The following is a 20,052-nucleotide window of genomic DNA, read 5'->3' as shown; positions in this document are numbered from 1 at the left end:
CGCCTTTGGATCTGCTGAAGAACTCGTCTGATTGGTCAACTTTATGGCTATAGCAAAAGCCGCGCCAAGGCGGTGAAAAAACCGTCGATTCAAGCGGGCGCGGAGAATACTGGCTCCCACGTCCGGGCTCAAGTGCGCCGTTACAGCGCACACAGGGCGACGGTGGGGCGTGCGTCAGGGGCGGGCGTGCTCGACGGCGGGGCGTTCAGCACCGCCGAGAATGTTGAACAGTATGTTCAGCGACAACGCGCTCAGGGTGGCCATGGCGATGCCACTGTGGGTTATCGGACTCATCCACATTGGCAATTGCGCGAAGAACTCCGGACGCACCACCGGGATCAAGCCCATGCCGATGCTCACCGCCACCAGCAACTGGTTGCGCCGGTCGGCGATATCGGCTTCCTGCAGGATCTTGATGCCGGTCGCCGCGACCATGCCGAACATGGCGATCGCCGCGCCGCCCAGCACCGCCGGTGGAATCGACGCCACCAGGTAGGCGGCCTTGGGCAACAGGCTCAGCACAATCAGAAACGCCCCGGCCATGATCGTGACCGAGCGGCAACGCACGCCGGTCATCTGCACCAGGCCGATATTCTGCGCGAACGAGGAGTGGGTGAAGGTGTTGAAGAACCCGGCAAAGAATGACGCGCCGGCATCACACAGCAAACCGCGACGCAGCATCTTCGGCGTGACGTCCTGGCCGGTGATCTTGCCCAGGGCGAGGAACATGCCGGTGGATTCGACAAAGATGATCACCACCACCAGGCACATCGACAGGATCGGCGCCAACTCGAACTTGGGCATGCCGAAGTGCAGCGGCGTCACCACTTGCACCCAAGGCGCCTGGGCCAGGCCGCTGAGGTCGACCATGCCGAGCGTGCCGCACAAGGCGTAGCCCAGCGCCATGCCGATCAGGACCGAGATGTTCACCCAGAAACCGCGCATGAAACGGTTGATCAACAGAATGGTGGCCAGCACCAGGGCAGCGACCGCCAGGTACACCGGCGAGCCGAACGTCGCGGCAGCGCTGCCGCCACCGGCCCAGTTCACGGCCACGGGAAACAGCGAAAGGCCGATGGCGGTAATCACGGTACCGGTCACCAGCGGCGGGAAAAAACGTACGACCTTGGACATGAACGGCGCGATGAGCATGCCGAAGAACCCGGCGGCGATGGTCGCACCGAAGATCCCCTGCAAGCCGATACCGGGCATGCCGGCCATGGCGACCATGCTGCCGACGGCGGCGAAACTGGCGCCCATCATCACCGGCATGCGAATACCCACCGGGCCGATGCCGAACGACTGCACCATCGTGGCGATACCGGCGACCAACAGGTCGGCGTTGATCAGGAAGGCGATTTCTTCACGGCTCAAGCCTGCGGCCTGGCCAATGATCAGGGGCACGGCGACAGCACCGCCGTACATCAGCAAGACGTGTTGCAGGCCTACCAGAATCAGTTGCAAGAGGGGCAGCCGCACCATGGCGGGTGCGGCAGGGTTCTGCGTTTCTAACTGGGACATGCAACACCTCGGATCTTTTTATTTTTGTGTTGTGTGGAACGCGATCTTCAAAACACGGCAGTCCACCTGTGGGAGGGGGCTTGCTCCCGATAGCGGTGTGTCATTCAAAGTATCTGTGACTGAGCCACCGCCATCGGGAGCAAGCCCCCTCCCACATTGGAACTGTGTGAATCAATCAGTTGGTACGCGCCCCCTGGTTGATCCAGGTGCCAATCAAATCCCGCTCCTGCTGGGTCATCTGGGTGATGTTGCCCAGCGGCATGATCTGGCTCGCCACGGCCTGTGCTTGAATGCGCGCCGCCTGTTGCTGGATCTGCGCAGGCGTGTCGAACATCACCCCGGCCGGTGCGGTGCTGAACAGCGGGCTGGTGGGCTTGGCCGAATGGCAGACGGTGCAACGCTGCTCGATCACATGGTGCACCTGGCCAAAGTCGGTGCTGGCCTGGGCAGGTGCCGGTTCAGCTGCCGGGGCTGCAGGCGCAGCCGGTTTCACGCCGCCGCCCAGGGCGGTTTCCGGCAACGGCTGGTACTCGATCGCCGCCGGTGCCTTGGCCACTTCCGGCGCCGGCGAGGGCCCGGTCACGTACGCCAGGCTGATCATCGCCAGCGCACCCACCGGCAAGGTCCAGGCATACTTCTGGCTGTTATGCCGGGTGTTGAAGTAGTGCCGCACCAACACTGCCGCCACCGCGATCCCGGCCAGGATCAGCCAGTTGTAGTGGCTGCCATAGGTGCTCGGGAAGTGGTTGCTGATCATGATGAACAGCACCGGCAAGGTGAAGTAGTTGTTGTGCCGTGAGCGCAGCAAACCCTTGGCCGGCAGCGCCGGGTCGGGGGTGCGGTTCTCGGCGATGGCCGCTACCAATGCGCGCTGGGCGGGCATGATGATGCGGAACACGTTGCCGACCATGATCGTGCCGATCACCGCACCCACATGCAGGTAGGCGCCACGGCCGCTGAACACCTTGCTGAAGCCGTAGGCCGTCGCAATCAACAGCACGAACAGGATCAAGCCGAGCAGGGCAGGGCGCTTGCCCAGGGCCGAGTCGCAGAGGAAGGAGTAGACGAACCAGCCGACGAACAGTGAGCCGATGCCCAGCAAGACGCCTTCGGTGCCGCTCAGGCTGCTGCCGGGGGCGAGCAGGTACAAGGTCGGATTCCAGTAGAACACCACGCACAGCAGCGCAATGCCTGACATCCAGGTGAAATAGGCTTCCCATTTGAACCAGTGCAGGTTGTCCGGCATGGTCGGCGGGGCCAGTTTGTATTTTTCCAGGTGGTAGATGCCGCCACCGTGGATCGCCCACAAGTCGCCAGCCAGGCCGCTCTTGGGGTTGACGCGATTGAGGTTGTTTTCCAGCCAGACGAAGTAGAAAGAAGCGCCGATCCAGGCGACGCCAGTGATCATGTGAACCCAGCGCACGCTCAGGTTCAGCCATTCCATCAAATGTGCTTCCACAGTCTTTACCTCTCGCCTGTCGCCCTTGTTGTCGGGTGATCAGACCTTCTCTTATTGGTGGGGGGCGAGGATCAACCGCTCATCCTCTTTGAAAAAATGCTCATCGCAGTTATTGCCTGTGCCACTGCGATCAACCACCAGGAAGTCATCCCGCTTTTCGATCGTCAGCACCGGGTGGTGCCAGACGCCGCGATGGTAATTGATGCCCTGCCTGCCGTTGGTGACGAAGGCGCGGACCAAGCCTGATACAGGTGCATCGCCAAGTGGCGCGACCACGATCAGAAAGGGGTTGCCGAGCAGCGGAATGAAGGCCTGGCTGCCCAGCGGGTGTCGCTCCAGCATGCACACGGTCAGCGGCATGTCCTGCGCGTCGGCGCGGAAGATGCTGATGATGGCGTGGTCTTCAGGCTGTGCTGTTTCGACCGTCGCCAGTTTGTGAAAGCGCATGGTCGACCCGTTGTTGATCATGAAGTGATCGCTGCCATTGGTTTCGATAACGTCTCCGAAGGGGGCGAAGGCTTCTTTGGTCAGGGGCTCGATCGTCAGTGTGCGCATGGCTGTCTTCTTATCCGAATGCTGTGTTGGATCTGTTGTTGTGGCGAGGGAGCTTGCTCCCGCTGGGCTGCGTAGCGGCCCTGAAATCCTGGGAGCGCTTCGCACTCCAGCGGGAGCAAGCTCCCTCGCCACAGGGGTTACTGCTTATTTGGCTACCTTGCCCAACACCCGCAGGCGACTCACGCCCCCATCCGGGAACACATTCAGGCGAATGTGGGTAATCGGCCCCAGCGCCTTGATCTGCTCGGCGAAGGTGTGTTCGGCGTGCATTTCCAGTTTCTGTGCCGGCAGCAGTTCACGCCAGAACAGCGATTGGGTCTCGATCTGGCTGTCGGTGCCACCCTTGACGAACGCGCCCTGGATCGAACAGGTGTCCGGGTAGTTGCCCTTGAAGTGCAGGGTGTCGACGATGATTTTCTCGATTTCGCCAGGATGGCCCAGCGCGACGATCACCCAGTCATTGCCCGGCGTACGGCGACGTGCGGTTTCCCAGCCATCGCCCATGTTGATGCCACGGCCTGGGTTGAGGATGTTGCTCATGCGCCCGAAGTGTTCATCGGAGCAGGCCAGGGCACGCCCGCCATTGAGCGCGGCGGCCAGGTCGACCTGTTCGTTGTCGCCTACCGCAGACCAGTCGCGGAACGGCACACCGTACACGCGCAGACGGGCCACGCCGCCATCCGGGTAGATGTTGAACCGCAGGTGGCTGAACGCCTGCGCGTTATGGATCTCGTGGTAATGGTGGCTGTTGCCTTGCAGCTCGACGGCCGACAGCACTTCCACCCACTGGGTGTCGGCATCCGGCTCGCCCGAGGCGAGGAAGCAGGCTTCCAGGGAGGCCGACGGCGGGTAGTTGCCGGTAAAGAATGAGGTGTCGATGTCCACGCCCTTGATCGAGCCCGGTACGCCCAGGCGGATCACCGCGCTGTCGTAGCCTTCGAAGCGCTTGCGGCGTGACTCCCAGCCGTCCATCCACTTGCCGTTGTCATCGAAAACGCCCTCCTTCCACACGGCCGGGGTCGGCTGGAACAGGCGGTTGGCGTCGGCGAACCAGTCATCGGTGACTTCGATGATCTTGGTGCCCAGACGGGCGTCGGCGAGGTTGACGAACTTCTCGAAAGGTACGGGTTGCGCTTTCATTCTTCTTGTCTGCCTTGGATAGAGTGGCTGGGGATGGTCATTCAGAGGGTCAGTAATCGGAACAACGCGATCTTGTTGATCTCGGCCAGCGCGCAGTTGAACTCGGCTTCAACCGAGTTGTGAATGCGCGTTTCGAACGCGGCCAGGATCTGGTGCCGGTTGCTGCCTTTTACCGCCATGATGAAGGGAAACTTGAACTTGGCCTTGTAGGCCTCGTTCAGCTCGGTGAAGCGCGAGAACTCTTCGGCCGTGCATTGGTGTATACCGGCGCCAGCCTGTTCTCCAGTGCTGGCTGCGGTAAGCTGGCCCTGGACGGCCGCACGGCCGGCCAGGTCCGGGTGAGCGTTGATCAGGGCCAACTGGCTGGCGTGATCGGCGCTCAACAGGATATCGCTCATGCGCTGGTGCAGGGTTTCGATCTGGTCGATCGACGCATCCTGGCCCAGGTCTAAGGCCTTTTCGGCCACCCATGGCGAGTGTTCGTAGATATCGGCGAAGGCGGCGACAAATTCATCGCGGCTCAGGCTCGACGGTTTGAGGGTTTGGAATGCAGTCATTTCGCCGCTCCTGGGCAGGGGTGGGTGTGCTGCCAGTGCCGGGCGATGTCGACGCGGCGGGTGAACCACACCTGTTCATGGCTTTTGGCGTACTCGATAAAGCGCTTCAACGAAGCCAGGCGCGCCGGCCGGCCGATCAGGCGGCAGTGCAGGCCGATGGAAAGCATCTTCGGCGCCTCGGCCCCTTCGGCATAGAGCACGTCGAAGGCGTCCTTGAGGTATTCGAAAAAGTCGTCGCCCTTGTTGAAGCCCTGCACCTGGGTGAAGCGCATGTCGTTGGTGTCCAGGGTATAAGGGATCACCAGATGCGGCTTGCCGGTGGGCGTGTTGGGCTCCCAGTAGGGCAGGTCGTCGTCGTAGGTGTCGCAGTCATACAGGAAGCCGCCTTCCTCCATCACCAGGCGCCGCGTGTTGGGGCCGGTGCGGCCGGTGTACCAGCCCAGCGGGCGTTCACCGGTCAGCTCGGTGAGGATGCGGATCGCTTCGAGCATATGCTCGCGTTCCTGGGCCTCGTCCATGTACTGGTAGTCGATCCAGCGGTAGCCGTGGCTGCAGATCTCGTGGCCGGCGGCAACCATGGCGCGGATTACGTCCGGATGGCGCTGGGCGGCCATGGCCACGGCGAAGATGGTCAGCGGGATGTCGAATTCCTTGAACAGCTTGAGGATGCGCCACACCCCGGCACGGCTGCCGTATTCGTACAGCGACTCCATGCTCATGTTGCGCGCGCCCTGCAGCGGTTGCGCCGAGACCATTTCCGAGAGGAAGGCTTCGGACTCTTTATCGCCATGCAGAATATTGCGCTCGCCGCCTTCTTCGTAATTGAGTACGAACGACAGCGCGATGCGTGCATTGCCCGGCCAGTGGGGGTGAGGAGGGTTACTGCCGTAACCGATCAGGTCGCGTGGGTAGTCAGCGCTCACTGCAGTCTTCCTTCTTGTTCGTGGTAGCAAGTGTGTGTGGCGGCCGGGCAGCGGAAAGACTGGATGGCGTCACAGCGATGAGTGATTGTATACAACTTATTGCTCACTTTGTAAGCCTGCATTTCTGCATTTTTTCGCTGAGGGTGCTTAGAAAAGCTGTAGCAAGAAACTTGCCTGACTGGTCAGCAAATGGACAAAAGGTCGTTTGAAAGCAAGGATGATCAAGGAATTGATCCTTTGTGCAGCAATGGCGAAAGAATCCTCAGCTTTGTGATTTTTATTGTGTACAATTTTTTTGAAAAATGTCTTAATCAGCTCTCGCCGGCTTTTTCGATGCTCTGAAAGAGTGCGGGTTCTTTATGACTGACTTCGGGAGGCGCATAAACGCCATGGGACGTTTGACCACACACGTTTTGGACGCCGCGCACGGCTGCCCCGGCAGCACAATCAAGGTTGAGCTGTACCGCGTCGACGGCGCGCAACTAACGCTGGTCGCCGCCGCCGTGACTAACGACGACGGTCGCTGCGACGCACCGTTGCTGCAGGGCGACGACTACCGCAGCGGTGTCTATCAATTGCAGTTCAGCGCCGGCGACTATTACCGTGCCCGTGGCGTGCAGTTGCCGGAGCCGGCTTTCCTCGATGTGGTAGTGCTGCGGTTCGGCATCAGCGCCGAGCAGGATCACTACCACGTTCCGTTACTGATTTCGCCTTACAGCTATTCGACCTATCGCGGTAGCTGAGCGTCACCTCGCTTCATACCCCCAAGCTCTTCGTTGGTTTTTTGCCCGCCCACACTGCGGGCTTTTTTTCGGCTGCGCATTCAACCCAGTGGCGCTCGAGCCTTGATCAGCGAGGCCAGGCCAGCGCAGCCGAACAAGGCGGCGCTGATGCGGTTGAACCAGCTCTGGCCCGAGCCGCTACGCAAATACCGCGCGGCGCTCCGCGCACCCAGGCCGTAACCAAGCTTGCACAGCAGGTCGAGCACGGTCCAGGTGGCGATCATGGTCAACAGCTGCGGCAGGAATGCCTGATCCGCGCTGAGAAAATGCGGCAGGAAGGCGGCAAAGAACAGGATGTCCTTGGGGTTGCTGGCCCCCAGCACAAAGGCGCGACCGAACAGCACGCGAAAACGTGGGGTCGACGCCACCTGTGGCACATCAGCGCCCTCGGCCGGCCGACGTGATTGCTGCCAGCTCTGCCAGGCCAGGTAAAACAAGTACATCGCGCCGACGATTTTCAGCGCGCTGAACACTTGCTCGGACGCCAGCAACAACGCGCCCAGGCCCAAGGCCGAGGCGCTCAGCAGGCAGATCGAGGCAAATACCCCGCCCAGGAACGCCGGGTACGAACGGCGCAGGCCGTAGTTCAAGCTGTTGCTGATCATCAGCAGAGAAAGAGGGCCAGGGATCAGGATCACCACCAGCGCCGCGCCGCTGAACAGCAGCCAGGTTTCCAGGTTCATTGCAGTCCTCCAATCGTACAAAAGCCCCACCCGACGGGGTGAGGCGCGGTGCAGCCGTGGGGCCTTACAGGAAGGCGAACTTGGCGATAAAAATCACGCACAGCACCCACAGGCTGACGGAAATTTCCTTGTGCTTACCGGTGCCGGCCTTCAGCGCGACATAGGTGATAAAGCCCAGCGCGATGCCGTCGGCCACCGAGAAGGTCAGCGGCATCATGATTGCCGTGACGATGGCCGGAATGCTGTCGGTGGCCTCGTCCCAATTGATATGCGCCATGCTCGCCATCATCAGCATCGCCACGTAAATCAACGCGCCCGCCGTGGCATAGGCTGGAATCATGCCCGCCAGCGGAGCAAAAAACATCGCCGCCACGAACAAAATACCCACCGTCACCGCCGTCAGCCCGGTGCGCCCGCCAGCAGCCACCCCGGCGGCGCTTTCCACGTAGCTGGTCACGGGCGGCACGCCGACCATAGCCCCGAACACGCTGGAGGCGCTGTCGGCTTTCAACGCACGGGACAGGTTATCGATCTTGCCGTCGGCATTGACCAGCCCGGCCCGTTGCGCAACGCCCATCAGTGTACCGGCAGTGTCGAACATGTGTACAAAAAGAAAGGCAAATACCACGCTGATCATGCTGACATTGAACACACCCTTGACGTCCATGGCCATCCAGGTCGGCGCCAGGCTCGGCGGGGTGGAGAGAATGCCGTTGTAGTGCACCAAGCCCAGGCCCCAGCCAGCCAAGGTCACGGCGATGATGCTGATGAGGATCGCGCCGAACACGCGGTGGTAGCTGAGGATCGCAATCAGCAGGAAGCACACCGCCGCCAGCAGCGGCGCGGGCTCGTGCAGCGAGCCGAGCTTGATCAGCGTGGCGGGGCTGTCGACGATGATGCCGGCGGTCTTCAGGCCGATCACCCCGAGAAACAAGCCGACGCCCGCGCCCATGGCGTGGCGCAGGCTCACCGGAATGCTGTTGAGCAGCCATTCGCGCACGCGGGACAAGGTGAGGCCCATGAACAGCACGCCCGAGATAAACACCGCACCCAGCGCGGTTTCCCAGTGGTAGCCCATGGTGCCCACCACGGTGTAGGTGAAAAACGCGTTCAAGCCCATGCCCGGCGCCAGGCCCACCGGCCAGTTGGCGTACAGGCCCATCAACAGGCAACCCAGCGCGGCGGCGATGCAGGTGGCGACGAAGGCCGCGCCGTGATCGATGCCAGCGTCGGCCATGATGTTGGGGTTGACGAAGATGATGTAGGCCATGGTGATGAACGTCGTGAGGCCGGCGATCAACTCGGTCTTCACTGTGGTGCCATGCAAACGCAGTTTGAACAGGCGTTCCAGCCAGCCGCCTTGGGGCGCGGCGAGATCCAGCGTAGGGGCTTCGGTTTTGCGGCTATCCACAGCGAGTACTCCTCAATCGTTTTATTGTTATTTCCAGCGCCGGTCACATGAGTGGGCGACAGCGCTTTGAGGTACTGGCGGGTTTTGTTGACCATTAGGTCAGGAACTCGCACGAAGCGAATTATGCTTTTGTATACAAATAAAGCAAATAATGTTTTCGATTATCTTGGCGGAAAGGGATGAAAGGCTGCTTCCAGCGCAGTCGGCCAGATTTATTCTGCCGCACGCCTTGAAACAATCCCTCGATACCCGCACTTTGATGGCGCAAGCGTTCGCTCAGAGCGCGCGAAGCGGCAGAAGGGGAGCCCATGTATAAGGTTTATGGCGATTACAGATCGGGCAATTGCTACAAGGTCAAATTGATGCTCAGCCTGTTGGGCATCCCGTACCAATGGATCGATATCGATATTCTCAAGGGTGACACCCAAACCCCTGAATTTCTTGCCAAGAACCCCAACGGCAAGATCCCGGTGCTGGAACTGGAAGACGGTACCTGCCTGTGGGAGTCCAATGCGATCCTTAACTTCCTCGCCGATGGCAGCGAGTTTTTACCCAGTGAGCCGCGCTTGCGCACCCAGGTGTTGCAGTGGCAGTTCTTCGAGCAATACAGCCACGAGCCGTATATTGCGGTGGCGCGGTTCATTCAGTTTTATCTGAACATGCCGCAGGATCGCCTCGAAGAATACAAGACCAGCCACAAGGGCGGTTACAAAGCACTGAAGGTCATGGAGCGTCAGCTGCAAGCCACGCCGTACCTGGTGGGCGAGCAGTATTCGATTGCCGATATCGCGTTGTATGCCTATACCCATGTGGCCCATGAAGGGGGCTTTGACCTGGCGCCTTATCCGGCGGTGCAGGCATGGTTGCAGCGCGTGGCCAGTCATCCAAACCATGTGGCGATGCTGGGCTGAGCCACCTTCCGAAGGTGGGATGGGCTCACTGCAGGAGCGAGCTTGCTCGCGAAAAACGCCCGGGCAACGCGTTCATTCTGGATAAACGCGGTGGCCCTGAGTTCTTCGCGAGCAAGCTCGCTCCTACAAAAAGCCTTGCCCCCCTCCCACATTTAGTCCGGTGGTGTGTCAGATAACTCTGCGTTGAGCAGTTCAAAACAGCGTTGCGCCGCCGGGCTCAATGCCATCCCACTGCGACTGATCAAGCCGATCTCTCTGTTCACCCCAGGATGGTCGATGTTGATCCGCTTCAACCCCTCCAGGCTATCCGCCGCCGACTCCGGCAGTACGCTGATCCCCAACCCCTGGCGCACCAGCGCCAGCACCGTGGACATGTAGTTGGCCTCCATGCCCGCATTCAGCGTCAGCCGCGTTTCATCGAACAACGCATCCACCTGTTCGCGCACGCTGCTGTCGCGGCCGGTGAGGATGATCGGCTGGTCCGCCAGTTGTTCCAGGGTCAGCTGCCGATGGTGCGCGAGGGCGTGACCCAGCGGCACGAACGCGCAGAGCCGGTCATTGAGGACCGGCACGAAGTCCAGGCCGTGGCTCAGGCGCGCGCGCACGCCGATACCGAAGTCCACCTCGCCGGAACGCACCTGGGCCTGGATGCGGTGGGCCACCAGGTCATGCAGGCGCACTTCGATCCCGGCGAAACGTTCGCGAAACAGGCGCAATACCGGCGGCAGGCTGCCGGCGCACACCGAGGGCAGGGCGGCGATGGTCACGACGCCACGGCGCAGGGCTGCGAGATCGCGCGAGCCGGTGACGATGTTGTCCAGGTCCAGCAGCAGTTTTTCCATGGGGGCACGCGCGTCGTGGCCGGCGGCGGTGATAGCCACATGGCGTGGGCTGCGGTCGAGCAGGGCGACGCCCAGCCACTCTTCCAATTGTTGCACCTGCACGGTCAGCGCCGAGGGGGACAGGTTCAGCTCGCTGGCGGCCTTGGTAAAGCTGCCGGTGCGAGCAACGGCGAGGAACGCCTGGATGTGTTGGATGCTGTTTTTCATACGGGCGGCTTCATTTTGTTTTTTCGAACACTGGTGTCTGAATATTCCAATTTACAAAGCCTAACCTGATTCCAATACTCCAGGGAAAACAATAACCGGCCCATCAAGGCCGCTCTGGAGTAACCCATGCTCGCTACCCTGGGTGTCATTACCATTCTGTGTCTGCTTGCTGCCGTCATGAGCAAGCGCCTCTCGCCGCTGGTGGCGCTGATCGCCCTGCCGATCATTTCCGCGTTGCTCGGTGGCTTCGGTCTGCAAACCAGCGCCTTCATCATTACCGGCATCAAGAACGTCGCCCCCGTGGTGGGCATGTTTGTGTTCGCCATTCTGTTTTTCGGGATCATGACCGATGCCGGCATGCTCGACCCGATCATCGAGCGGATTCTGCGCACGGTAGGGACGCGTCCTACACGAATTGTCGTCGGTACTGCGACCCTGGCGCTGCTGGTGCACCTGGACGGGTCCGGCGCGGTGACCTTCCTGGTGACGGTGCCGGCAATGCTGCCGCTGTATACGCGGCTGGGCATCGACAAACGCATTCTGGCGTGTGTCTGTGCCATGGCGGCCGGGGTCAATTTCCTGCCGTGGACCGGCCCGGTGCTGCGCTCGTCGGCAGCCCTGCATGTGCCGGTGGCGGACCTGTTCCAACCGTTGATTCCAGTGCAGATCGTCGGGCTGATCTTTGTGTTCGCCTGCGCCTGGTGGCTGGGCCATCGTGAAGAAAAACGTCTGGGCCTGGGGGCCGGCTCCAGCGTGGACGCGGTGCCGCAACGGGTGCTCAGTGACGCCGATATCCAGCTGCGTCGGCCACGGTTGTTCTGGGTCAACCTGATCCTCACTGTGCTGGTGATGGTGGTTATGATCGCCGGCTGGGTCGACCCGGTGGTGATGTTCATGCTCGGCACCGTGGTGGCGCTGTGTATCAACTACCCCAACGTCGACGCCCAGCGCGCCCGTATCGACGCCCATGCGAAAACCGCCCTGACCATGGCCAGCATCCTGCTTGCCGCCGGCGTGTTCACCGGCATCATGCAAGGCACCGGCATGCTCAAGGCGATTGCCGAAGTGGCGGTGGCGCAGATTCCCGCGGGTCATGGCAAGTTGATCCCTGCGGTGGTGGGCTTCATTTCCATGCCGTTGAGCATGCTGTTCGACCCCGATTCCTACTATTTCGGCGTGATGCCGGTGATTGCCGAAGTTGGCAAGGCGCTGGGTGTCGACCCGCTGCAAGTGGCCCAGGCCTCGTTACTGGGCGTGCACACCACGGGCTTTCCGGTCAGCCCGTTGACCCCCGCGACTTTCTTGTTGGTGGGCCTGTGCAAGATCGAGCTGGCCGATCACCAGCGCTTCACCATTCCTTTTCTGTTCGCCGCGTCGGTGTTGATGACCCTGACCGCGCTGCTCCTGGGAGTTATCTGAGATGAAAACCTTGCGCATCGGCGCCGGTGCCGGCTACTCCGGTGACCGTATCGAACCCGCCGTGGAACTGGCCGAACAGGGCGACCTGGATTACCTGGTGTTCGAATGCCTGGCCGAACGCACCATCGCCCTGGCCCAACAGGCGCGCATCAGCGATCCGGCAGGCGGCTATGACCCCTTGTTGAGTGAGCGCATGCGCCGGGTGCTGCCCTTTGTCGGGCTGCATGAAGGCCGCCGCCGTTTGCGCGTGATCACTAATATGGGTGCGGCCAACCCGGTGTCGGCCGCCGTCGAAGTGCGGCGCATCGCCCATGAACTGGGGGCGAACCTCAAGGTGGTGGCCGTGGTCGGCGATGACGTGTTGGCCGCATTGCATCCCGAGCAGTTGCTGGACAACGGCCAGACCCTGGGCACGCTGGGTGAGCGGCTGATTTCGGCGAATGCCTACCTGGGCGTGGACGGCATCCTAGAAGCCCTGCGCGCCGACGCCGATGTGGTGATTACCGGGCGTGTGGCCGACCCGTCATTGTTTCTCGCGCCGCAAATGTTCGAATTCGGCTGGGCCGCCGACGATTGGCAGCGCCTGGGCAAGGGCACCCTGGTCGGGCATTTGCTCGAATGTGCCGGGCAGGTCAGCGGCGGTTATTTTGCGGAGCCAGGCTTCAAGGATGTGGATGACTTGGCACGCCTGGGCTTTCCGTTGGCCGAGATCGATGCCGACGGCACTGCCTTGATCACCAAGGTCGCGGGCTCCGGGGGGCAGGTCAGCCGCGCCACCTGCAGCGAACAACTGATTTACGAAGTGCACGATCCGCAAGCGTATTTGACCCCGGACGTCACGGCCGATTTTTCACAGGTAGGGTTTGTCGAGGAGGGCGTTGATCGGGTGCGTGCCCACGGCGCCACAGGGCGGGCGCGGCCCGAACAATTGAAAGTCAGCGTCGGTTACCTTGACGGTTGGATCGGAGAGGGGCAGATGTCCTACGGCGGCCCGGGCGCTGTCGCACGGGCGCAACTGGCGCGCGAGGTGGTGCTCAAGCGTCTGGAACTGACCGGTGTGAAAATGCAGGAAGTGCGCGCCGAGTTGATCGGCATGGATGCCTTGCATGGCCCGCGCAGCAATGCCGAGCCTTGGGAAGTGCGCCTGCGGGTCGCCGCCCGGTGTGAAGAACGCAGCGACGCCGTGCGCATCGGCAATGAAGTGGAAACCCTCTACACCAACGGCCCTGCTGGCGGTGGCGGGGCGAGCAAGAGCGTGCGCCAGGTGGTGGCGGTGGCGTCGTTGCTGCTGCCTCGTGACAGGGTCAAACCGAGGATAGAAGCATGAAGTTGCATTCACTGGCCCACTCCCGCACCGGGGATAAGGGCGATACGTCGAACATCTCGATCATTGCGTATCGCGCCGAGGATTACCCGCTGCTGTGTGAACAGCTTACTGCCGAGCGCGTCGCCGCGTTTTTCGCAGGCCTGCTGGAGCCCGGCGCGGCGCCGGTGCGACGTTATGAGTTGCCCAACGTACAGGCGCTGAACTTCGTGCTGCCGGGCATCCTGCGCGGCGGCGTCACGCGTTCACTGGCACTGGATGCCCACGGCAAGTGCCTGGGCTCGGCGTTGCTGGACCTGGATATGTCAGCACCAAACTAAATGTGGGAGGGGCTTGCCCCCTCCCACAGGGCATTCAGATCGCGGCGAAGCGCTTGTCCAGGTAGTCAATGATGACCTTGGAGTCATACATCCAGGTGGTCTGGCCGTTTTCTTCGATGCGCAGGCATGGCACTTTGATCTTGCCGCCTTGCTCCAGCAGGGTCTGGCGGTCGTGCTCGTTGTTCTTGGCGTCCTTGAGGGCGACCGGCACATTCAGGCGATGCAGGGTGCGGCGGGTTTTCACGCAGAAGGGGCAGGCGTGGAACTGATACAGGGTCAGGTCCTTGGCGGCTGCGTTGACCTTGGCCTGTTGTTCGGCCGGGCGCTGCTTTTTGCGCGGACGGGTCAGGAAGTCGCCGGCGATGATGATCTGGCCGAGGCCCACTCGAAGTGCTTTGACGAACATGGCTGAAAGCCTCTTGCCCATGAAGAAGGGGTCGCAGCTTACCTGAATTCTGCAGGCGAAAAAAAACCGGCGATGAACGCCGGCTTTTCCTACACAGCCACTTACTTGATCAGGCTGAGAAATTCGCTGCGGGTGGCCGCGTTTTCGCGGAACTCACCGAGCATCACCGACGTGATCATCGACGAGTTCTGTTTTTCCACACCGCGCATCATCATGCACATGTGCTTGGCTTCAATCACCACCGCCACGCCCAGGGCGCCGGTCACTTGCAGCACCGCGTCAGCGATCTGGCGGCTGAGGTTTTCCTGGATCTGCAGGCGACGCGCATACATGTCGACGATCCGCGCGACCTTCGACAGCCCCAGCACTTTGCCGCTCGGGATGTAGGCAACGTGAGCCTTGCCGATAAACGGCAGCAGGTGGTGTTCGCACAGCGAGTACAACTCGATGTCCTTGACCAGCACCATTTCGCTGTTGTCGGAGCTGAACAAGGCACCGTTGGTGACTTCTTCCAACGTCTGTTCGTAACCGCGGCAGAGGTACTGCATCGCCTTGGCGGCACGCTTTGGCGTGTCGAGCAGGCCCTCACGGGAGATGTCCTCGCCGAGTTGGCCGAGAATCTCTGTGTAATTCTGTTCCAGGGACATGAAACTACCTGTGGGATTTTCGCAAAGCGCAAGGTTACGGGGGCGGACACATCGCTGCAAGCCTGACGATGGCACTTGTTACTCGTCGCGGCCTTCCATCATGGTGCGCTTGAGCATCACATACACCGCGCCGGCGCCGCCGTGGCGAGCCTGGCACGAGGTAAAGCCAAGGACCTGGGCGTGCTGGCGCAGCCAGGTGTTGACGTGGCTCTTGATCATCGGCCGCTTGCCGTCCAGCCGCACGGCCTTGCCGTGGGTGACGCGCACGCAGCGGATTTCGAACTTGGTGGCTTCGGCAAGGAAGGCCCACAGTGTTTCGCGGGCTTTTTCCACGGTCATGCCATGCAGGTCGAGGCTGCCTTCGAACGGGATCTGGCCGGCCTTGAGCTTGCGCATCTGGCTTTCCTGTACCCCGTCACGTGCCCACATCAGCTCATCTTCGGGGCCTACGTCGATCACGAACTGGTCCGACAAGCCATCCACGGTGGTGGCATCGGTGCGCACGGTCGCGGCCTGGCGCAGCTTGGCAATCTGCGCCCGATCAGCCTTGGGTTTGCCGGTGTCGGCGCGGTCGTGCTTGATCGGCTTGACGCCGCGCAGCTCGTTCTTGAACAGGGAAAAATCGTCGTCTTGCATGTCAGCCTCCGCGAAGGGCGGGCAGTTTACCTAAATCGCGGCGGACAGGGCGCAGCAAATGCTATCCAAGCGCCATCAGTCGTGTTTTTTCATCAGGTGCGAAGCGATGTTCAACGAGAGCGGCTGGCGCATTCTGCGCCGGCTGCGGCGCCACAACCACACACCCAGCCACACCACCAGCAGGCCGATGCCCAACAGGATCGCCGAACCGCCAGGGCTGGCGTTCAGTTCGCCGAGTGCCGGCGAATGCCCAAACAGGCCGGCGCCACCCGCGCCCGCCAACGCCACACCTACAATCGCCAGCAGCGCGGCAATGCCCGCCACCAGGCGCAGACGCCAGTTGCTCGGGCCCTTGGGGCGCAAGCGACGAGCATCAAAACCATCGGATATCTTCATTCCGACCTTTCCTCCAGGGTATCGGCCCTTCGACCGGAAGATACACAGGTTGTTCCTGTGCCCGGGGTAAATGCGCGAAATGAACCCGCTTTGCGGATGAGCGGGGCAATCAACCGGGCGCACCGCTCATTACAGGGGCGATCAGATGAGGTCTTTGGTCAATGCCAGGGTGGCGAAGTTGTCAGCCATGATGGCCATTTCGGTTTGCTGCACATGCTCGGCGCTGAGCACGCCGCCTTTGTAGGGCAAGTCGCGGGTGGCGCAGGCATCTTCCACCAGGGTGCAGCGAAAGCCGAGGTTCTTGGCGGCGCGCACCGTGGTGCTGACGCTGGAGTGGCTCATGAAACCGCAGACGATCAGGTCCAGCGAACCCAGGTCCTGCAGGTGTTTTTCCAGGCCGGTGCCGTGGAAGGCGCTGGGCAGCAACTTGCCGATGATGGTTTCGTCGCCTTCAGGTTCCAGGCCGGGGATGAATTCGCCGCGCTCGCCTTGCGGATCGAACAGGCCGCCCACGGTACCCAGGTGACGCACATGCACGATCGGCCGCCCGGCGTTGCGCGCAGCGGCCACCAGTTGCTTGATGTTGCCGACCGCCGCGTCCATGCCCGAGAGGGCGAGTGGGCCGCTGAGGTACTCCTTCTGGGCGTCGATGATCACGAGCGTCGCATGGGCAAGGTTGGCAGCTGCGTAACCACGACCGCTGAGTTGAAACATCGTCTTTGGAACGGACATTCTGGGGCTCCTGTCAGGGGGGCGTTTGTGACATTGTCCACTGGCTGAGCGGTTCTGTGAATCGCTACCATCGTAAGGTACGCCGTTGTTGACGTGCAGCCCTGTCAAGTGGGTGAGTTGGTTAAGCCCATGGTGGCAATTTGGATGAAATCCGACGGATGGCGAAGGCGTTTCGTACATCGTCGATACAGGTGAACGCTGTTAGAATCGCCAGTCGTTTTTTCCAGGAGTCTGCCCCCGTGATCACTTCCCGCCTGCGCACCTTGCGCGACCATATCCGTTGGGCTGTCAGCCGTTTCCATGGGGAAGACCTGTTTTTTGGCCACGGCACCGACAATGCCTGGGACGAAGCCCGGCAACTGGTGCTCGGCGCCCTGCATCTGCCGTGGGAAATTGCCGACAGCTACCTGGACTGCAATCTGGAGGAAGAGGAGATCTCCCATGTGCAGCGTTTATTGCATCGTCGCATCCATGAGCGTATGCCCACCGCCTACTTGCTGAAAGAGGCCTGGTTCTGCGGCCTGTCGTTCATTGTCGATGAACGGGTGTTGATCCCGCGTTCGCCGATTGGCGAGCTGATCGAAAACCGCTTCGAACCCTGGCTTGCCCAGCCGCCGGCGCGCATTCTGGACCTGTGCACCGGCTCCGGTTGCATCGGCATTGCTTGTGCCTACGAGTTCCCGGACGCCGAGGTGGTGCTGGGCGACTTGTCCTTCGAAGCCCTGGAAGTGGCCAACCAGAACATCGAGCGGCATGGCGTCGATGAGCGCGTGTATACGGTGCAGGGCGACGGCTTCGAGGGCCTGCCGGGGCAACGCTTCGATTTGATCGTGTCGAACCCGCCTTACGTGGATGCCGAAGATTTCGCCGACATGCCGGATGAATACCAGCACGAACCCGAGCTGGGCCTGGCCTGCGGCGATGATGGCCTGAATCTGGTACGACGGATGCTGGCCGAAGCGGCGGACCACCTGACCGAGAAGGGTCTGCTGATTGTCGAAGTGGGCAACAGCCAGGTACACGTCGAGGCGCTGTACCCGGAAGTGGACTTTGCCTGGCTGGACTTCCAGCGCGGTGGGCATGGGGTGTTCATGCTCACGGCTGAGCAGTGCCGGGCGCATCAAGCAATCTTCACCGATAGGATCTAACTGAAGAAACACGGTCAATGTGGGAGGGGGCTTGCTCCCGATGAGGCAGTGTCAGTAAATGCATTGCCAGCTGACACACCGCTATCGGGAGCAAGCCCCCTCCCACAAGTGATCGCATTTCACCTGCTAGCGGTGCGTGGCGATCCAGATCAACAGTCCCGCCTGAAACACCGTAAACGCCACCAGACAAGTGATGGTAAAGCGCAACCCGCTGTCCTCGCGCTTGAACTTGGTGACCTTTTCCTCTTCCTTGCGCAGTCTCACTTCGTGCTCGGCCAGGTTGTGCTCGGCCTGTTGCAGCATCTGTGCGGCTTCGAGGATTTCGACGAATTGCACCTTCTCGGTGTTCCAACTGTCCAGCACCTCGCTGACTTTGCCCGGCTGCACGTTACCCTTGAGGTGCTGCACGTCGGCGTAGGCCACGTCAAAACCCTGGATGCGCAGGAAGTGATCGCGGCGCAGGCGCGTGGCTTCGTTGAGCGCGTCCTTGTTGGCCAGGTCCACGCCGTCGACGCGGTAGTGTGACCACTTCTTCTTGGCCCATGCAGCGGCCTGGGCGACCAGAAAACGGCCGAGACCGCGGTTGACCGGTTCGATTTCCAGGCTGTTACCCGGGCCGAAGTGCACGCGATGTTTATCGTGATCTACCCAGATATCCAGCTGGTTCTGCTCGCGGCGTACGCGCTGGCCAGGCAATTGGATGACCATGCGCAACAGGCTGTGATGCGAGTCATGGCGCTCGGCATAACCGAACTGCACAAAGCGCAATGGCCGCGCGCCGGTCGCACGGTCGGTGGCCAGCGGGGCGAGGCGCAGCATCTTGAAATGTTCGGCGTGCACGTCCGCCCAGGGCAGCGCCGCTGCTGCGGCGGCCTCGGTTTCTGCCGGGGTATCGGCGGTGGTTTCTGGGGTTGCTTCAGTGGTTGTCATGCGGCGCGATCCTGTCCAAGCCCTGCGAGCCGACCGTCTTTTTACGGTCGACTCTGGGCTTATCGGCCGCTTTCTTCAGGACTGGAGGCCAATTGCCGCTTAACCAGAGGTAAGTCCGTCGATAAAGCGCACTATCCGCTCGCCCAGTTCGGCGGCGAGGGGCAATTTCGGGTCGTTGTAGGACGCCAGTTGCTGCTTGACGTTGTTGGGCACGATGCGCATGACATGGTTCATGCCTTCGATCACGGTCAGTTGCGCGTCCGGCTTGGCCTTTTTCAGCTGCTGGGCATCGCCGACGCCGACCTGGATGTCGTTGGTGCCCTGAATGATCAGGGCGGGCATGGTCAGCCGTGCGAAGGCCGCCGACGGATCGGCGCGGAACAGGCTGATCAGATAAGGCTGCACGCTGGGTCGGAAAATACCTTCCAGCGGGCGCGGCACATCGGCGTCCACCTGGCCGGCCTTGAGGTGGTCGAGAATTTCGTTACTGCGCAGCAGCAGGGCCGGGGGCAGGTGATCGGCCAGTTGCTGGCGAATGACTTGATCGACCGGGCGGGCGCTGCCGGACAGGGAAATCACCCCGGCCGGACTCAATTGCGGCGCGGCGAGGGCTGCGACCAACGCGCCCTCACTGTGGCCCAGCACGATCAGCGGGCCCATGCGCTTGTCGGCCTTGAGCAACTTGCCCCAGGCCACGGCGTCGGACACGTAGGCGTCGAGGGTCAGGTTGCGCTCGTCAGGGGTCGCGGCAAGGCTGGCGGCCACGCCGCGTTTGTCATAGCGCACGCTGGCGATATTGTGCCGGGCCAGCACCCAGGCCAGGCGCTTGAGGCTGTCGTTGCGCGCGCCGTCGGCGCTGTTGCCGTTGCGGTCGGTGGGGCCTGAGCCGGCGATGATCAGCACCACCGGCACGGGTTGCTCGGACTGCGGCAGTAGTAGCGAGCCAAACAGCTCACCGCTGCCGGTGTCCAGGCTGATCGGCCGTTGCAGTACGACAGGGGAGGCGGCCTGGGCCGCGACGGTAAACAAGGTGAGGGTGAACAGCAAAACTCGCAGCATCATCGCGCCATCATTGGAGAGGTGCCGGTTGGACCAACGTCTAC

At 61.7% G+C, this 20,052-nt stretch carries 22 protein-coding genes; 6 read left to right on the top strand and 16 right to left on the bottom strand.

Translation table 11 applies throughout. The features are described 5' to 3' along the window. Positions 1 to 174 precede the first annotated feature (174 nt). The 6 genes from C4J86_RS17960 to puuE form a co-directional block, all read right to left on the bottom strand. Positions 175 to 1,521, bottom strand: a complete 1,347-nt coding sequence (locus C4J86_RS17960) for a nucleobase:cation symporter-2 family protein (RefSeq protein WP_124371383.1) — start codon at positions 1,519 to 1,521, stop codon at positions 175 to 177. A gap of 175 nt (positions 1,522 to 1,696) precedes the next feature. After that, positions 1,697 to 2,980 carry a urate hydroxylase PuuD gene (locus tag C4J86_RS17955; RefSeq protein WP_124371382.1) on the bottom strand — a complete coding sequence of 428 codons (1,284 nt, stop codon included), beginning with the start codon at positions 2,978 to 2,980 and terminating at the stop codon, positions 1,697 to 1,699. 51 nt (positions 2,981 to 3,031) lie between these two features. Beyond that, positions 3,032 to 3,535, bottom strand: a complete 504-nt coding sequence (locus C4J86_RS17950; protein WP_124371381.1) for an ureidoglycolate lyase — start codon at positions 3,533 to 3,535, stop codon at positions 3,032 to 3,034. A 144-nt stretch (positions 3,536 to 3,679) separates the two neighbouring features. Beyond that, on the bottom strand, positions 3,680 to 4,675 hold the full coding sequence (alc, locus tag C4J86_RS17945) for an allantoicase (protein WP_124371380.1): 996 nt from the start codon (positions 4,673 to 4,675) through the stop codon (positions 3,680 to 3,682). Positions 4,676 to 4,716: 41 nt separating this feature from the next. Continuing rightward, entirely contained in the window at positions 4,717 to 5,232 is a 516-nt protein-coding gene (gene uraD, locus C4J86_RS17940) for a 2-oxo-4-hydroxy-4-carboxy-5-ureidoimidazoline decarboxylase (RefSeq protein ID WP_124371379.1), read from the bottom strand. After that, a complete protein-coding gene (gene puuE / locus C4J86_RS17935) occupies positions 5,229 to 6,155 on the bottom strand; it encodes an allantoinase PuuE (protein ID WP_124363724.1) in 927 nt (308 codons plus the stop codon). The genes uraD and puuE overlap by 4 nt, the downstream gene beginning before the upstream one ends. 389 nt (positions 6,156 to 6,544) lie before the next feature. Between puuE and uraH the strand changes: the two genes are divergently transcribed. Then, positions 6,545 to 6,898 carry a hydroxyisourate hydrolase gene (gene uraH / locus C4J86_RS17925; RefSeq protein WP_124371378.1) on the top strand — a complete coding sequence of 118 codons (354 nt, stop codon included), beginning with the start codon at positions 6,545 to 6,547 and terminating at the stop codon, positions 6,896 to 6,898. Between the two features lie 80 nt (positions 6,899 to 6,978). Here the strand turns inward: uraH and C4J86_RS17920 are convergent, their stop codons facing one another. Next, entirely contained in the window at positions 6,979 to 7,620 is a 642-nt protein-coding gene (locus tag C4J86_RS17920; protein WP_124371377.1) for a LysE family translocator, read from the bottom strand. A 64-nt stretch (positions 7,621 to 7,684) separates the two neighbouring features. Further along, positions 7,685 to 9,031 (bottom strand): NCS2 family permease, encoded by a 1,347-nt coding sequence (locus tag C4J86_RS17915; RefSeq protein WP_124367803.1) that lies wholly within the window; start codon positions 9,029 to 9,031, stop codon positions 7,685 to 7,687. Between the two features lie 308 nt (positions 9,032 to 9,339). Here C4J86_RS17915 and C4J86_RS17910 point away from each other — a divergent pair, with 308 nt between their 5' ends. After that, positions 9,340 to 9,942 (top strand): glutathione S-transferase family protein, encoded by a 603-nt coding sequence (locus tag C4J86_RS17910; protein WP_124363720.1) that lies wholly within the window; start codon positions 9,340 to 9,342, stop codon positions 9,940 to 9,942. Between the two features lie 152 nt (positions 9,943 to 10,094). Here the strand turns inward: C4J86_RS17910 and C4J86_RS17900 are convergent, their stop codons facing one another. Beyond that, on the bottom strand, positions 10,095 to 10,991 hold the full coding sequence (locus C4J86_RS17900; RefSeq protein ID WP_124371375.1) for a LysR family transcriptional regulator: 897 nt from the start codon (positions 10,989 to 10,991) through the stop codon (positions 10,095 to 10,097). 126 nt (positions 10,992 to 11,117) lie between these two features. On the opposite strand from C4J86_RS17900, the gene C4J86_RS17895 reads away from it, so the two are divergent. The 3 genes from C4J86_RS17895 to C4J86_RS17885 are packed head-to-tail and all read left to right on the top strand — an operon-like array spanning position 11,118 to position 14,054. Beyond that, positions 11,118 to 12,410, top strand: coding sequence for a CitMHS family transporter (locus C4J86_RS17895; RefSeq protein ID WP_124371374.1), 1,293 nt, complete (start codon positions 11,118 to 11,120; stop codon positions 12,408 to 12,410). A 1-nt stretch (position 12,411) separates the two neighbouring features. Then, a complete protein-coding gene (locus tag C4J86_RS17890) occupies positions 12,412 to 13,737 on the top strand; it encodes an acyclic terpene utilization AtuA family protein (RefSeq protein WP_124371373.1) in 1,326 nt (441 codons plus the stop codon). Further along, positions 13,734 to 14,054: a hypothetical protein gene (locus tag C4J86_RS17885; RefSeq protein WP_124371372.1), complete on the top strand. Its 321-nt coding sequence runs from the start codon at positions 13,734 to 13,736 to the stop codon at positions 14,052 to 14,054. The genes C4J86_RS17890 and C4J86_RS17885 overlap by 4 nt, the downstream gene beginning before the upstream one ends. A gap of 34 nt (positions 14,055 to 14,088) precedes the next feature. Here the strand turns inward: C4J86_RS17885 and C4J86_RS17880 are convergent, their stop codons facing one another. The 5 genes from C4J86_RS17880 to C4J86_RS17860 all read right to left on the bottom strand — a co-directional run bounded on the left by C4J86_RS17880 (position 14,089) and on the right by C4J86_RS17860 (position 16,871). After that, positions 14,089 to 14,460: a glutathione S-transferase N-terminal domain-containing protein gene (locus C4J86_RS17880; RefSeq protein WP_124363715.1), complete on the bottom strand. Its 372-nt coding sequence runs from the start codon at positions 14,458 to 14,460 to the stop codon at positions 14,089 to 14,091. Between the two features lie 101 nt (positions 14,461 to 14,561). Next, positions 14,562 to 15,107 carry a GTP cyclohydrolase I FolE gene (gene folE, locus C4J86_RS17875; protein ID WP_124363714.1) on the bottom strand — a complete coding sequence of 182 codons (546 nt, stop codon included), beginning with the start codon at positions 15,105 to 15,107 and terminating at the stop codon, positions 14,562 to 14,564. A gap of 78 nt (positions 15,108 to 15,185) precedes the next feature. After that, a complete protein-coding gene (locus C4J86_RS17870) occupies positions 15,186 to 15,743 on the bottom strand; it encodes a Smr/MutS family protein (RefSeq protein WP_003175227.1) in 558 nt (185 codons plus the stop codon). Positions 15,744 to 15,818: 75 nt separating this feature from the next. Next, a complete protein-coding gene (locus tag C4J86_RS17865; protein WP_124363713.1) occupies positions 15,819 to 16,139 on the bottom strand; it encodes a hypothetical protein in 321 nt (106 codons plus the stop codon). Positions 16,140 to 16,280: 141 nt separating this feature from the next. Further along, positions 16,281 to 16,871, bottom strand: coding sequence for a cysteine hydrolase family protein (locus tag C4J86_RS17860; RefSeq protein ID WP_124363712.1), 591 nt, complete (start codon positions 16,869 to 16,871; stop codon positions 16,281 to 16,283). A gap of 239 nt (positions 16,872 to 17,110) precedes the next feature. On the opposite strand from C4J86_RS17860, the gene prmB reads away from it, so the two are divergent. After that, the gene (prmB, locus tag C4J86_RS17855; protein ID WP_124371371.1) at positions 17,111 to 18,019 is read left to right on the top strand and encodes a 50S ribosomal protein L3 N(5)-glutamine methyltransferase; all 909 of its coding nucleotides are present in this window, start codon (positions 17,111 to 17,113) and stop codon (positions 18,017 to 18,019) included. Positions 18,020 to 18,145: 126 nt separating this feature from the next. Here prmB and C4J86_RS17850 read toward each other — a convergent pair whose 3' ends face one another. Both C4J86_RS17850 and C4J86_RS17845 read right to left on the bottom strand, forming a co-directional pair. Further along, positions 18,146 to 18,949 carry a hypothetical protein gene (locus C4J86_RS17850; protein WP_124367797.1) on the bottom strand — a complete coding sequence of 268 codons (804 nt, stop codon included), beginning with the start codon at positions 18,947 to 18,949 and terminating at the stop codon, positions 18,146 to 18,148. Positions 18,950 to 19,048: 99 nt separating this feature from the next. Further along, a complete protein-coding gene (locus C4J86_RS17845; RefSeq protein WP_124371370.1) occupies positions 19,049 to 20,011 on the bottom strand; it encodes an alpha/beta hydrolase in 963 nt (320 codons plus the stop codon). Positions 20,012 to 20,052: the final 41 nt, after the last annotated feature.

It is taken from the genome of Pseudomonas sp. R2-7-07 (genome assembly GCF_003852355.1).
Classification (GTDB): Bacteria; Pseudomonadota; Gammaproteobacteria; order Pseudomonadales; family Pseudomonadaceae; genus Aquipseudomonas.
This window is presented reverse-complemented; position numbering and strand designations above follow the sequence as displayed.